Source organism: Streptacidiphilus jiangxiensis (genome assembly GCF_900109465.1).
Lineage (GTDB): Bacteria > Actinomycetota > Actinomycetes > Streptomycetales > Streptomycetaceae > Streptacidiphilus > Streptacidiphilus jiangxiensis.
Genome location: NZ_FOAZ01000002.1, coordinates 327,695 through 340,631, shown reverse-complemented (window position 1 = coordinate 340,631; position 12,937 = coordinate 327,695). Strand labels below are relative to the sequence as shown.

Sequence of the window (12,937 nt, the reverse complement as noted above, 5' to 3'; positions counted from 1 at the left end):
TCCACGCCGCGCCCCAGGATGGACGGAAGGCGAACCGAGCGGTGGCCGACCGATTCGACGGAGGGGCGCGGCGCATGCGCGGGCAGGGACGAGAGCAGGACGGGCGTCCGGGGCAGGACGTGGGGACGACGGCACGGAAGCGGTTGACCGGCGCCGCCGCGGTGGCGTTGGTCGCGGGGCTGATGGCGGCCTGCGGCAGCGGCAGCACGGCTGCCTCGGGGACCCCGTCCGCCGCGCCACCCTCCGGCTCCGGCTCCGCCGCCACCGTTCAGACATCCGGTGCTGCCAGTGCCTCGGCCGGCAACGCCGTCGTCCGCTCGGTGGCCTCTCCGTCGCCCTGGGCGCAACAGCGCTTGTCCCGGGCGGTGTCCGACCACGGCGGACAGACCGGCACGGCGCCGTCCAACCAGGTCACGGCGCGGGTGGGGGCGATCTTCGCGCACAACGGCAAGGGGGACCACTTCTGCACGGGCAGCGTCGTGGAGAGCCAGGGGCAGAGCATCGTCGTGACCGCGGCCCACTGCGTCCACGGTGGCAAGGGCGGCGGCTACAACACCGACATCGTCTTCGTGCCGGGCTACCGGAACGGCGTCGAGCCGCAGGGCGAGTGGCCGGTCCGCAGCATCGTCGTCGACCAGCGCTGGATCGACTCCACCGACCCGGATCTCGACGTGGCCTTCCTGGTGGTCGGCACGGTCGACGGCAAGACCATCCAGTCCGTGCTCGGCGGCAACAAGCTGGGCGTGAACCTCGGGTTCGGCCGGACCGTCGCGCTGACCGGCTACCCGTCGAACGCCGGTGAACCGATCGCCTGCTTCAACACCACGACGCAGCAGAGCGAGCACCAGATGAAGATCGCCTGCCCGTCCTTTCCGGGCGGCACGAGCGGCAGCCCGTGGCTCACCGCCTTCGACCGGGCCACCCGGACCGGGACGGTCATCGGCGTCATCGGCGGCTACCAGCAGGGCGGGGACACCGCCGACATCTCGTACAGCCCCTACTTCGACGACGACGTCCTCGCGCTCTACAACCAGGCCGTGGCCGACGGCGGTTGATCCCTGGTCCGGCGGACCGGGCCTACGCCGTCCGACGTCGCGCGTCCACCTCGATCTCGATCCTCATCCGCTCGTCCGCCAGGCCGCACACCAGCATCGTCGCGGCCGGGCGGACCTCGCCGAAGCAGCGGCGCAGGACCGGCCAGCAGGGCTCGAAGTCGGCACGGTCCGGAAGCAGGTACCGCACCCGCACCACGTCGGCGAAGCTGCAGCCCGCCTCCTTCAGCGCCGCCCCGATGTTGCGCAGGCACTGCTCCGCCTGCTCCACGACGTCGTCGGAGATGGTCATGCCGGCGTAGTCGTAGCCGGTCGTCCCGGACACGTGCACCCAGTCCCCGTCGACGACGGCGCGGGCGTAGCCGATCTGCTCCTCGAAGGTCGAGCCGCTGAGGATGGAACGTCGCCCGGTGTTCTCTGCTGTCATGGCCCGAACGCTAGGTGACCTGCACTGATACGTCCAATAGCGGGCAGGGCATGAGGTGATATCACTGGGCGTATGGACCGCCCCGAACTTCCGCTGCTGCAACTGCACGCCTTCGCCGTGCTGGCCGAGGAGCTCCACTTCGGCCGCGCTGCCGAGCGGTTGGGCATCGCCCAGCCCCCGCTGAGCCAGCAGATCCGGCGGCTGGAGGAGAAGGTCGGCCACCCGCTGTTCGACCGCGGCCCCGCGCGGGTCGCACTGACCCCGGCCGGACGGGAGCTGCTGCCCGCCGCACGGCGCGCGCTCGCCGACCTCGACGCCGGGTTGCGGGCGGCCCGGAGAGTCGGAGCCGGTGAGCTGGGCGTGCTGCGGATCGGCTTCGCCGCCTCCCTCGCCCTGACGGTCCTGCCCGGCCTGCTGCGCACCTACCGGCAGCGGTTCCCCGACGTGGAGCTGGACGTCCGCGAGATGACCAGCTCCCCGCAGCTGACCGCGCTGCGCGAGGGGGCGATCGACATCGGTCTGCTGCGTGAACCGCCGGACGAGGAAACGGAGTTCGGGTTCCGCACGGTGCTGCGTGAGCCCTTCGTCGCGGTCCTGCCCACCGGCCATGCGCTGGCGGCGGCCCGGACGGTGCCCCTGGGGGCGCTGGCGGACGAACCCTTCGTGCTGCTGCCGCGCGCGGTGGGCCCGCAGCTTCACGACCGGATCGTCGGGCTCTGTGCCGACGCCGGCTTCGCGCCCCGGATCACCGGGCGTGCGGTCGAGTGGCAGACGCTGTGCGCGCTGGTGCAGGCCGGTCTCGGGGTCACGCTGGCCCCGGCGAGCATCCGGCGGATCCGCCTCGACGGCGTGGCCTACCGCCGCATCGAGCCCGCGCACGCGCGCACCCGCGTCGCGGTGGCCTGGCGGCGGGACGACCGCAGCCCGCTCGTCGCCAACCTGCTGTCCGTCGTCGGCGAGGAGCGGTAGCGAACGGCACTACGCCGAGGCGGACGCTCCCGAGGCGGACGCTCCCGAGGTCAGCGCGGCGAGGGCCGCGCGGATCGCGGGGCGGCGGTCGGCGTCGGCGCGCCAGGTGGCGTAGAGGTGGCGCTGGATCGACCTGCGCACCGGGAGCAGCCGGACGTCGGCCGGTGCGGGGCCGCGGCCCAGGCGGGGCAGCACGGCGACGCCCAGGCCCGCCGAGACCAGGGCGAGTTGGGTCTCGTGCTCCTCGGCGTGGTGGACGATGCGGGGCTCGACACCCATGCCGCGCATGGTGAAGACCAGCCAGTCGTAGCAGAACTCACCCTCCCGCCAGCAGATCCAGTCGTCCTCGGCGAAGTCCTCCAGCCCCACCTCGGTGCGGTCGGCCAGCCGGTGGTCGGCCGGGACGGCCAGGTCGACGGTGTCGGACACCAGCGGCGCCTTCAGCAGCCCCGCCGGGAGGGCGAACGGCTTGTTGGACCAGTCGACGACGATGCCCAGATCGAGATCGCCGCGGACCAGCTGCCGCGCGCAGCCCTCGGGCTCGCTCTCCTGTACGCGTACGCGCAGCTGCGGATGTTCGCGGCGCAGCGCGGTCACCGCGCGCGGCAGCAGGCCGCGCACGGCCGTCGGGAAGGCGCCGATCCGCAGCTCGCCGACGACCTCGCCGCGCTGCGCCTCGAGCTCGGAGCGGGCCCGCTCGACCTGGGCCAGGATGCCGGCGGCGTGCTCGGCGAGCAGCCGGCCGGCGTCGGTCAGCTGGATCCCGCGCCCGTGCTTGGCCAGCAGCGGCTGGCCGGCCTCGCGCTCCAGTTTGGCCAGCTGCTGCGAGATGGCCGACGTGGTGATGTGCAGACCGTCGGCGGCTCCGGTGACCGAGCCGTGCCGGGCCACCGCGTCGAGGACGCGCAGACGCTCCAGGTTCAACATATAAGCAACACTACGCGGTGGGTGGAACTATTTCTCGCTTGTGCTTATTCGTGCTGCGGGGCGAAAGTGGGCTCATGCCAGCCGCCACCACAGTCGTGACCAGCACCGATACCTCGACCCCCCTCGTGACGGCGCGCCGTCGCGGCGTCGACTGGCGGGTGAAGTTCGCGGCGCTCTCGCTGATCTGGGGCTTCAGCTTCCTCTTCATGAAGGTCGGCAACCGGGGTTTCGCGCCGCTGCAGGTCACCCTCGGGCGGCTGGTCGCGGGCACGGCCGTGCTGCTGGTGGCGCTGGCCGTGAAACGGCAGCCGCTGCCGCGTGGCATGGGCCTGTGGGTTCGGTTGGCGGTGGCCGGGTTCCTGCTGAACGCGCTGCCGTTCGCGCTGTTCGCCTACTCGGAGGAGCGCATCCCCTCGCAGTTGGCCGGTATCTGCAACGCGACGTCACCGCTGTGGGGGATGGCGCTGTCGGTGGTCGCGCTCACGGAGGACCGGCCGACCCGGCGGCGGGTCGCCGGGCTCGGTCTCGGTTTCCTCGGGGTGCTGACGGTGCTGGGCGCCTGGCAGGGCTTCCGGGGCGTCGACCCGCTGGGTGCGGCGATGGCGCTGGCCGCCTCCCTCAGCTACCCGGTCGGTTGGATCTGGGTCCGCCGTACCCTGGCCGGCCGGACCGAGTCGCACCTGACCCTCACGTCCGGGCAACTGCTGCTGGCTGCTGCCCAGTTGGCCGTGGTCACGGGGTTCGGCACGCACCTGCCGGGCAGCTTCGAGCTCGCCCCGACGCTCTCGGTGCTCGCGCTGGGCGTGCTCGGGACCGGCCTCGCCTTCCTGCTCCAGTACGGCCTGGTGGCCGAGGTCGGCCCGACCACCGCGCAGACCGTCACCTACCTGACCCCGCTGGTCGCCACCGTGGCCGGGGTGACGGTGCTGGGCGAGGCGCTGCACTGGAACACCCTGGTGGGCGCGGTGATCGTGCTCCTCGGCGCGGCCCTCGTCCAGCGCGGAAGCTGACCTGCCCAGCCGGGGCTACAGCCCCAGCAGCTTGCGCGCCTCGTCGCGCATCTCGACCTTGCGCACCTTGCCGGTGACGGTCATCGGGAACGCGTCGACCAGGTGCACGTAGCGGGGGATCTTGTAGTGCGCGAGCTTGCCGGCGCAGTAGTCGCGCAACTGCTCGGTCGTCAGCTCGGGCGCGCCGGGGCGCAGCTTGACCCAGGCCATCAGCTCCTCGCCGTAGCGTGCGTCGGGGACGCCGATGACCTGCACGTCCTCGATGTCGGGGTGGGTGTAGAGGAACTCCTCGACCTCGCGCGGGTAGACGTTCTCGCCGCCCCGGATCACCATGTCCTTGATCCGGCCGACGATCGAGACGTAGCCGTCCGCGGCCATCTCGGCCAGGTCGCCGGTGTGCATCCAGCCGTCGGCGTCGACGGCCTCCGCGGTGCGCTCCGGCTCGTTCCAGTAGCCGATCATCACCGAGTAGCCGCGGGTGCACAGCTCTCCGGGGGTGCCGACGGGGGCGGTCGCGCCGGTCTCCGGGTCGACGACCTTCACCTCGACGTGCGGGTGGACCCGGCCGACGGTGGCGACGCGGTGCTCCAGCGAGTCGTCGGGGCGGGTCTGCGTGGAGACGGGCGAGGTCTCCGTCATGCCGTAGGCGATCGTCACCTCGGCCATGCCCATCTCCGCCATCACCCGCTTCATCACCTCCACCGGGCAGGGGGAGCCCGCCATCACGCCGGTGCGCAGCGAGGAGAGGTCCCAGCGGCCCGGATGCGCCTCCAGCTGGGCGAGTTCGGCGATGAACATCGTCGGTACCCCGTACAGCACGGTGCAGCGCTCGGCCTCGACCGCGTCCAGCGCCTCGACCGGGTCGAACAGCGCGCCGGGCACCACGATGCAGGAACCGTGCGAGGTGGCACCCAGGTTGGCCATCACCATCCCGAAGCAGTGGTAGAACGGCACCGGCACGCAGACCCGGTCGTGCGCCGTCCAGCCCTGCACCTCGGCCACCTGGAAGCCGTTGCCGAGGATGTTGCGGTGCGACAGCGTGGCGCCCTTGGGGCGGCCGGTGGTGCCGGAGGTGTACTGGATGTTGACCGGGTCGTCCGGGGTCAGCCCGGCCTCGCGCTCGCGCAGCGTGCCGAGCGGCACCGACGTGCCGCCCTCGACCAGGGCGTCCCAGTCGGGCGTGCCGATGAAGACCACGCGCTCGAGCTCGGGGCAGTCGTCGCGGACCGCCTGCACCAGGGAGACGTAGTCGCTGGTCTTCACCCGGGTGGCCGAGATCAGCAGCCTGGTGCCGGACTGCTGGAGCGCGTAGGCGATCTCGTGCTGCCGGTAGGCGGGGTTGAGGTTGACCAGGATCGCCCCGGCGCGGGCGGCCGCGTACTGCGTAAGGACCCACTCCGCGCAGTTGGGCGACCAGATGCCCACCCGGTCGCCGACCTGCACGCCGGCGGCGAGCAGTCCGCGCGCGACGTCGTCGACGGCGGCGTCGAACGCGGCGTAGGTCCACCGGCGGCCGGTGGCGCGTTCGACCAGCGCGTCGTGGTCGGGGAAGGTCCGCGCGGTGCGCGCCAGGTCGGCGCTGACCGTCGCGTCGGGCAGCGGCGGCTCGGCCGCGCCGCGGCGGTGGGAGAGGCCCGGATCGAGCTCGACGGACATGGGTGAGAGCTCCCTGTTCACGGCGGGTTTGATGGCTCGGAGCCTAGGGGAGTGGTGGGTTGGTGTCGACGGTGCCGTTCCGCGAGTCCCCGCCTGCCGCACAAGTGATCAAGTGATGCGGAAGGTGTGCGTATTTGTTGAAGGAATGCGCGTACATGCCAGAGGCAATTGCGCCATGATGGGTCTACGAACCCTTGCCCTCTTCATGGAGTCGTCGACGTGGGACGTCATGCGAACGAACCCCTTCCGCCTCCGGCCGTGACGCGCACCCATCTGCGGGTGCTGTCCACGCTCCTGGCCAGGCACGCGGCGGAACTTCCCGACGAGCGGCTGCTGGACGCGTCGGCGCAGGACGCGGTCAGACTTCTGGCCTGGTCCACCTCCGCGGCGGCGCTCGCGGCGGCGGCCCTGGCCGAAACCGATCCCCAGCAGGCGGTGCGCTACCGCAACCAGGTCCGGGACACCCTCGCCGAGGCGCACGCCCTCGCCTGGTACCCCGGAAGCCCCGGCTGACGGCCGGTCCTTCACGCTGACGGGGTGACCCGGGGCGGGCGCCTGTCCTGTCCTGCGCGCGCAGTCAGCGCTTCGCGTCGTCGGCCACCGCCGCGCGGTAGAGGTCGCCGACGCGGTCGCCGAAGTAGGAGCTGTAGGAGACGTCGTCGGTGTAGCCGCCCGTCTCGAAGCCGCCGATGACGCCGATGACCTCGCCCTCGTCGTGGGAGGGGCCGGCCTGGCCCGGGATGAGCCAGGGGCTGCCGCTGGTGCCGTCGCTGTAGCCGGTGCAGTCGATCCGCATCTGCGTCGAGCTGAACTGGTTGACCAGGTCCGAGCAGGTGATCGGGAGATCCGTCGCGCCCGGGTAGCCGGTGATGGTCACGACGTGGTCGAAGCCCTCGTCCACCGCCAGGCGGTTGGCGCCGAGCGTCTGCTGCAGGCTGCGTCCGCCGAGCGGCGCGACCAGGGCGAAGGCGACGTCGACGTCGGGGTCGGCGCTGCTGGTCCAGGCGGGGTCCTCGACGGTCTGTGTGATCTGCCAGACGCCGTGCGGGGCGGTGCCGTCGCGGTAGCCCGGCACGAAGACCTTGTCCCCGTCGTCGCCGCTCAGGCAGTGCGCGGCGGTGACGATCATGTTGCCGCGGGGGCTGTCGATGATGCTGGCCGAGCAGTAGTGGGTGCCGGACAGGCCGCCACTGAAGATCGCTCCGATGCGGTCGTCGGCGCGGTCGACGGGCGCGGTGCGGGAGGTGCCGAGCTCCTGGGAGGGGGAGGCGGCGCCGGTGGCGCCGGCGAGGGCCAGGGCGACGAGCCAGGCCACGGCGGCGACGGTGGGGCGGCGTCGCGGAGCCGTGGGTTCCGCCCCCGGAAAGGGGACGGCGGGAGGAGCGACGTCAAGGATGTCGTCCTCTGCGGTGTGCTGCGCGGGGATCAGGGCGACCTCGCAGGGCGATTGGGGAGGTTGCGGACATGCTGCCCTGATATCGCCGCTGGTCACAAGGTGTCTTGGGGGGAAATTAACGGACGCCTTGACATGTGACCAAAAGGTCACCTATTTTTGTTGGCGTGGACGAGGTCTTCAAGGCCCTGGCCGACCCGACCCGGCGCGCCCTTCTCGACGCGCTGTACGAGCACGACGGCCAGACGCTGAGTGCGTTGGAATCAAGGTTCGAGACGAGTCGCTTCGCCGTGATGAAGCACCTCAAGCAGTTGGAAGAGGCGGGCCTGGTCGTCACCCGACGGCAGGGCCGGGAGAAGCTGCACTTTCTGAACCCCGTCCCGATCCGGTTGGTCCACGACCGCTGGGTCAGCAAGTACGCCGAGCCCTGGGCAGCCGCGCTCACGGGGCTCAAGCACGATCTGGAGTCCACCATGGAGAAGGTCTTCGAGATCTACATCCGCACCACGCCCGAGCGGCTCTGGGAGGCGATCACCGACCCCGCGATCCGGGCCAAGTACAACTTCGGGGCCGGCATGATCGGGGAGCTCGCCCCCGGCGCCACGTTCACGATGGCGGCGCCCGGTGCGGGCCGGCCGCTGGGGGAGGGCGTCACCCTGGAGGTCGATCCGCCGCACCGCCTGGTGCAGAGCATGACGGCGCTGTGGAGCGACGAGGCCAAGGCCGAGGGCACCTCCAGGGTCACCTGGCAGATCGAGCCCGTCGGGGATTCCTGCCGGCTCACCGTCACCCACGACCAGCTGCGCGAGGGTGCGAACGAGCAGCTGTACGGCGGCTGGCCGATGATACTTTCGGGCCTCAAGACCTGGCTGGAGACGGGCGAGCTGCTGACCACCCCCGGCTCGCTGATGTACGGCCACGGCTGACGCGCCGTCCTCGCGCCGCCTGTGGGCCGTCATGCGCTCCGGTGACGAAGGGGACCTTTGGCCCTTGCGGGACCTTTGCGGGACCTTTGCCTCTTGGAGGAACGGGCGCGGCCGGGGAGGCTGGAGGGGTACGAGGCTCTGCGATGGAACAGGGCCGCTCCCCGAGAGGAAGGACGTTCCCCTTCCGTGGCCGCACACTCCTCCGCACCCGCCGTGCTCACCGTCGACGCCGTCCTGTTCGACAACGACGGCACGTTGATCGATTCGGTGGACTCGGTGCGACGATCCTGGGCTCTGTGGGCGCAGGAAGCCGGGTTGCCCTCCGAGCAGCTCGACAAGGTCGGCTATCTGGGCCGTCGGGTCCACGAGGTCATCGGTGAACTCCTTCCCGAGCAGGAGGTGGCGGAGGCCGCCGCCCGGGTCCAGCAGCTGGAGCTGGCCGATGCGGTCAACAGCAGGCTGCTCCCCGGCGCCGAGGAGCTGCTCTCCGCCCTGCCCCGGGACCGCTGGGCGGTGGTCACCGCGACGTCGCGGGTGCTGGCCCTGCGACGCTTCTCCACCCTGGGCCTGACGGTTCCCATGCTGGTCGGCGCCGAGGACGTCCGGCGCGGCCACCCTGACCCCGAGGCCTTCCTCACCGCTGCGGAGCGCCTGGGCGTCGCCCCCTCACGCTGCCTCGTGGTCGAGGACACCCCGGCCGGCCTGGCAGCCGGCCGCGCCGCCGGGATGCGCACCCTCGCCCTCGCGACCAGCCACGACCCGGACGAGCTGGACGCCGACGTGATGATCGCCGACCTGTCCCAGGTCCGCCCGCTGGTCGAGCGCGACGGCACGCTCGCCCTGCTCGTCGGCTGACCGGGCGGCGGTCGCCGCCCTGGCACACCCCCACGGGAAAGCCCTTGCTAGAACGCCTCCGCGCACTCCGGGTGGCCCCAGCTGCTGCCGACCTTGGTGATCTTGTCGCCCTTCGCGTACGGGCGCGAGCACGGGCAGGTGCCCGCGTAGCGGGCGGCAAGGGTGCGGGCGGGACCGGAGGCGGTGCGGGCGGTGGCTGCGGCGCGCGCGGGCTTGGCGGTCTTGGCCCGGCCGGCCGGGGTGACCGGATCGGGCACCGGGAGGTCGGCGCTCGTGCCGGAGGCGTCCTGCTGGAGGCGCGCCGCGTCGCTCGCGGCCTTGTCCGCGATCGCGTTCAGCGGATCGCCGTCCACCTGGTGCGCGGCGACATAGACGAAGGAGACCTCGCGGCCGGTCAGCAGCGCGTCGATGTGCTGGATCAGCTCCTGGTTGGCGACGGGCTTGCCGCCGGCCGTGCGCCAGCCGTTGCGCTTCCAGTTGGCCAGCCACTTGGTGACCGCGTCGCGCGTGTAGGTGGAGTCCAGCCGGACCTCCAGCGGCGTGGAGGGGTCCGTCGCCTCCAGCAACTGCTCCAACGCGGTCAGCTCACCGATGTTGTTGGTGCTGTGCCCGAGCGCGCCCGCGCGCCAGCGCTGAGGGGCGCCGGTGGAGTCGGCGATGACGTAGGCCCAGCCGGCGGGGCCGGGGTTGCCTTTGGCTGCGCCGTCACAGGCGGCGATGATGCGGTCGACCATGGGTCGATTCTCCCAGGTCCGCGGAGCCGTTCTGCCCGAACGGAGGTCTTCCGTTCGCGGTCGGCGATCGCCTGCCGTTGACTGGTCGAACCGGCCCTGCGTCTGCTGGGTCGGTCGGCCGGAAGGGGCAGGCATGTCGGACGAGGCGGAGCTGCGGCGACTGCGGGCCCAGGTCGCCGAGCTGCAAGCGCCGAAGCAGCGCTGGAAGTCCGCGTTGTCCGCGGTCCTGATCACCGTCGCCTGCATCCTGGCGCCACTGTCGATCGTGTCGTCCTGGGCGTCGAGCATCATCGGCGACACCAACCGCTACGTCGCCATGGTCGGCCCGCTGCCCGCGAACCCCGACGTGCAGGCCGCGATCGCCAATCGCACCGCGCAGGCGGTCTCCCAGCACATCGACGTGAACAGCCTGCTGCAGCAGGTCGCGCCGACGGATCGGCCGCGCCTGGACGCGGCGCTGGGCAAGCTGAGCGGGCCGATCGACAACGCGATCACCAGCTTCGTGCAGAAGCAGACGCAGACGGTGGTCGCCAGCTCCTGGTTCCAGTCGTTCTGGCAGGACGCGAACCGGCGCATCCACGCGACCGTGGTCAAGGCGCTGACCGGCCAGGGCGGCGGCGCGGTGCAGCTGACGCAGAACTCCGTGGTCATCGACCTGGCGCCGGTGATCGACCAGGTGAAGCAGCGGCTGGTCTCCAACGGCATGACGATCGCCGGCAAGATCCCCGAGATCCACACGAACTTCACCGTCGTGGACGCGCAGAACATCGGTAAGGCCAAGACCGGTTTCCGGCTGCTGCAGGTCGTCGGCAACTGGCTGCCCGTCATCGGTGTGCTGCTGGCGGTCGCGGGCGTGTGGCTGGCCCGGCGGTGGCGGCGTGCGGCGGTCGCGGCGGCCTTCGGGATCGCCGCCGGGGCGCTGGTGCTGGGCATCGGCTTGAGCATCTTCAGGGTGATCTACCTCGACAAGCTCCCCGCCGACGTCAACCAGGACGCCGCCAAGGCCATCTACGACCAGCTGGTGCTGTTCCTGCGCACCGCCGTCCGCTCGGTCGTCGTCCTCGGCGTGGCCGTCGGCCTGGGCTTCTGGCTCACCGGTAACGGCACCAGAGCGGCGCGGATCAGCGGCGTCTTCACCGCCGGGATCGACGCGACCCGGGGTGCGCTGGAGAACGCCGGTCTGAAGCTCGGGCCGGTCGGGCCGTTCGTCCACCGCTACCGCCGGTGGATCACCTGGATCGTGCTCGGCGCTGGCGCGCTGACCATGGCGCTGTGGTCCTACCCGACGGGGTGGGTGGTCTTCTGGCTGGTCGTGATCGTGCTGTTCGTGCTGGCGGTGGTGCGCTTCCTGGACGAGGAAGCGCCGCCGTCGGCGACACCGCAGGCTCTGGAGGGATCGTGATGGCGACAGGTTCCCAATCCGCACACAAGGCACAGCAGAAGCGGTCGGGCCAGGCCGCCCAGAAGCCGGCCCACAAGCCGGCCCACAAGGCGACGCACAAGTCCACCTCGAAGGCGGCGCCGACGTCCGCCGCCAAGTCCGGGGCGGCCAAGTCCGGGGCGGCCAAGTCCGCACCGGTGAAGCCCACGCCGGTGAGGTCCGGCCCGGCAGCGGCCGAGCGGGTGGCGGAGGAGGCGCGGGGCCGGGAGGCCCGCAAGCTGGTGCCGCGCTCCTCGCAGGGAGGCTGGTCGCCGCCGAAGGACCGGTTCGACCCGATCTCCATCCTGGAGGCCCAGGCCGCCAGCCGGGTGCCGGAGCTGGTGCCGATCCGCTACGGACGGATGGCAGCCACGGAGTTCGCGTTCCTCCGGGGTGGCCCCGCGATCATGGCGGCCGATCTGGCCTCCACGGCGAACACCGGGATCACCGTGCAGCTCTGCGGCGACGCGCACCTGTCGAACTTCGGCTTCTACGCCTCACCCGAGCGAGCGCTGCTGTTCGACCTGAACGACTTCGACGAGACCCTGCCCGGTCCGTTCGAGTGGGACGTCAAGCGGCTCGCGGCGTCCGTCGCGGTCGCCGCGCGGCAGAACGGCGACACCGAGGGCGCCGCCCGCCGCGCCGCCCAGGCAGCCGCGCAGGGCTACCGCGAGCACATGCGCGAGCTGGCCGAATGGACCGAGCTGGACGTCTGGTACGAGCGGGTGGACACCGAGGAGCTGCTCGGCGAGGTCCGCAAGCGCAACCGTGCCGTGGCCGAGCAGACGCTCACCAAGGCCCGCAACCGCACCAGCCTCCAGGCCCTGGAGAAGCTCACCGAGCCCGGTCCCGACGGCGAGCCCCGGATCATGCACGACCCGCCGCTGCTCCAGCCGATCGGCATCCGCGACATGGGCATCGTCCAGGAGACCTACGAGGACTTCCTGAACAGCATGCAGGAGGACCGCCGGGCGCTGCTGCAGCGCTTCCGGCTGGTCGACGCTGCGATGAAGGTCGTCGGTGTCGGCAGCGTCGGCACCCGCTGCTTCATCGGGCTGCTGGCCGGGACGACCGTGGGCGACCCGTTGATGCTGCAGATCAAAGAGGCCGAGCAGTCCGTCCTCGCCGAGCACCTCGCCCCGAGCCGCCACCGTCACCAGGGAGAACGCGTCGTCACCGGGCAGCGGCTCATGCAGGCCGCCAGCGACATCTTCCTCGGCTGGGCCACCGGCCCCGCCGGCCGCTTCTTCTACTTCCGCCAACTGCGTGACATGAAGGGCGCGGTCGAGATCGAGAAGCTCGACGCCAAGATGCTGCTGCGGTATGCGCAGGTCTGCGGCCGCACCCTGGCCCGTGCCCACGCGCGATCCGGCCCGCGTGCCGAGATCGCCGAGTACCTCGGCCGCAGCGACACCTTCGACCGCGCGGTCGCCGACTGGGCCGTCGGCTACGGGGAGCAGACCCACCGCGACCACAAGGCCCTGATGGAGGCGATCGCCCAGGGCCGGGTGCAGGCCGTCACCGACGTGTGAGCGGCGCGGGCTCCGGATGCGGGGGCGGCGGACGTG

Annotated in this window: 13 protein-coding genes; 8 read left to right on the top strand and 5 right to left on the bottom strand. The window is 71.7% G+C overall.

Annotation, left to right across the window (positions count from 1 at the left end; translation table 11 throughout):
• Positions 1–74: 74 nt before the first annotated feature.
• Entirely contained in the window at positions 75–1,055 is a 981-nt protein-coding gene (locus BMY61_RS47430) for a trypsin-like serine peptidase (protein ID WP_082015388.1), read from the top strand.
• Positions 1,056–1,077: 22 nt separating this feature from the next.
• Here BMY61_RS47430 and BMY61_RS05025 read toward each other — a convergent pair whose 3' ends face one another.
• The gene (locus tag BMY61_RS05025; RefSeq protein ID WP_042454513.1) at positions 1,078–1,479 is read right to left on the bottom strand and encodes a RidA family protein; all 402 of its coding nucleotides are present in this window, start codon (positions 1,477–1,479) and stop codon (positions 1,078–1,080) included.
• Positions 1,480–1,551: 72 nt separating this feature from the next.
• Here BMY61_RS05025 and BMY61_RS05020 point away from each other — a divergent pair, with 72 nt between their 5' ends.
• Complete coding sequence (locus BMY61_RS05020; protein WP_042454511.1) at positions 1,552–2,448, top strand: LysR family transcriptional regulator; 897 nt, start codon at positions 1,552–1,554, stop codon at positions 2,446–2,448.
• 9 nt (positions 2,449–2,457) lie between these two features.
• Here BMY61_RS05020 and BMY61_RS05015 read toward each other — a convergent pair whose 3' ends face one another.
• Positions 2,458–3,375 (bottom strand): LysR family transcriptional regulator, encoded by a 918-nt coding sequence (locus BMY61_RS05015; RefSeq protein WP_042454509.1) that lies wholly within the window; start codon positions 3,373–3,375, stop codon positions 2,458–2,460.
• Between the two features lie 74 nt (positions 3,376–3,449).
• Here BMY61_RS05015 and BMY61_RS05010 point away from each other — a divergent pair, with 74 nt between their 5' ends.
• The gene (locus tag BMY61_RS05010) at positions 3,450–4,385 is read left to right on the top strand and encodes a DMT family transporter (RefSeq protein ID WP_143094167.1); all 936 of its coding nucleotides are present in this window, start codon (positions 3,450–3,452) and stop codon (positions 4,383–4,385) included.
• Between the two features lie 15 nt (positions 4,386–4,400).
• On the opposite strand, the gene BMY61_RS05005 is transcribed toward BMY61_RS05010, so the two are convergent.
• Entirely contained in the window at positions 4,401–6,041 is a 1,641-nt protein-coding gene (locus BMY61_RS05005; RefSeq protein ID WP_042454506.1) for an AMP-binding protein, read from the bottom strand.
• A gap of 258 nt (positions 6,042–6,299) precedes the next feature.
• Here BMY61_RS05005 and BMY61_RS05000 point away from each other — a divergent pair, with 258 nt between their 5' ends.
• Positions 6,300–6,554, top strand: a complete 255-nt coding sequence (locus tag BMY61_RS05000) for a hypothetical protein (RefSeq protein WP_042454503.1) — start codon at positions 6,300–6,302, stop codon at positions 6,552–6,554.
• A 64-nt stretch (positions 6,555–6,618) separates the two neighbouring features.
• On the opposite strand, the gene BMY61_RS04995 is transcribed toward BMY61_RS05000, so the two are convergent.
• Positions 6,619–7,356 carry a trypsin-like serine peptidase gene (locus BMY61_RS04995; protein WP_052439150.1) on the bottom strand — a complete coding sequence of 246 codons (738 nt, stop codon included), beginning with the start codon at positions 7,354–7,356 and terminating at the stop codon, positions 6,619–6,621.
• Positions 7,357–7,601: 245 nt separating this feature from the next.
• Here BMY61_RS04995 and BMY61_RS04990 point away from each other — a divergent pair, with 245 nt between their 5' ends.
• The gene (locus BMY61_RS04990) at positions 7,602–8,360 is read left to right on the top strand and encodes an ArsR/SmtB family transcription factor (RefSeq protein ID WP_042454501.1); all 759 of its coding nucleotides are present in this window, start codon (positions 7,602–7,604) and stop codon (positions 8,358–8,360) included.
• 186 nt (positions 8,361–8,546) lie between these two features.
• Positions 8,547–9,215, top strand: coding sequence for an HAD-IA family hydrolase (locus BMY61_RS04985; RefSeq protein WP_236656471.1), 669 nt, complete (start codon positions 8,547–8,549; stop codon positions 9,213–9,215).
• Positions 9,216–9,262: 47 nt separating this feature from the next.
• Here BMY61_RS04985 and BMY61_RS04980 read toward each other — a convergent pair whose 3' ends face one another.
• Positions 9,263–9,949 carry a ribonuclease H family protein gene (locus tag BMY61_RS04980; RefSeq protein ID WP_042454500.1) on the bottom strand — a complete coding sequence of 229 codons (687 nt, stop codon included), beginning with the start codon at positions 9,947–9,949 and terminating at the stop codon, positions 9,263–9,265.
• A 133-nt stretch (positions 9,950–10,082) separates the two neighbouring features.
• Here BMY61_RS04980 and BMY61_RS04975 point away from each other — a divergent pair, with 133 nt between their 5' ends.
• The gene (locus tag BMY61_RS04975; RefSeq protein WP_042454498.1) at positions 10,083–11,351 is read left to right on the top strand and encodes a hypothetical protein; all 1,269 of its coding nucleotides are present in this window, start codon (positions 10,083–10,085) and stop codon (positions 11,349–11,351) included.
• Entirely contained in the window at positions 11,351–12,901 is a 1,551-nt protein-coding gene (locus BMY61_RS04970) for a DUF2252 domain-containing protein (RefSeq protein ID WP_082015387.1), read from the top strand. Before BMY61_RS04975 ends, BMY61_RS04970 begins: the two co-directional genes overlap by 1 nt.
• The last annotated feature ends 36 nt before the right edge of the window (positions 12,902–12,937 follow it).

Coding starts and splice junctions, on each gene's coding strand:
- BMY61_RS47430 (WP_082015388.1), top strand. CDS start 75: ATGCGCGGGCAGGGACGAGAGCAGGACGGGCGTCCGGGGCAGGACGTG.
- BMY61_RS05025 (WP_042454513.1), bottom strand. CDS start 1,479: ATGACAGCAGAGAACACCGGGCGACGTTCCATCCTCAGCGGCTCGACC.
- BMY61_RS05020 (WP_042454511.1), top strand. CDS start 1,552: ATGGACCGCCCCGAACTTCCGCTGCTGCAACTGCACGCCTTCGCCGTG.
- BMY61_RS05015 (WP_042454509.1), bottom strand. CDS start 3,375: ATGTTGAACCTGGAGCGTCTGCGCGTCCTCGACGCGGTGGCCCGGCAC.
- BMY61_RS05010 (WP_143094167.1), top strand. CDS start 3,450: ATGCCAGCCGCCACCACAGTCGTGACCAGCACCGATACCTCGACCCCC.
- BMY61_RS05005 (WP_042454506.1), bottom strand. CDS start 6,041: ATGTCCGTCGAGCTCGATCCGGGCCTCTCCCACCGCCGCGGCGCGGCC.
- BMY61_RS04980 (WP_042454500.1), bottom strand. CDS start 9,949: ATGGTCGACCGCATCATCGCCGCCTGTGACGGCGCAGCCAAAGGCAAC.
- BMY61_RS04975 (WP_042454498.1), top strand. CDS start 10,083: ATGTCGGACGAGGCGGAGCTGCGGCGACTGCGGGCCCAGGTCGCCGAG.
- BMY61_RS04970 (WP_082015387.1), top strand. CDS start 11,351: ATGGCGACAGGTTCCCAATCCGCACACAAGGCACAGCAGAAGCGGTCG.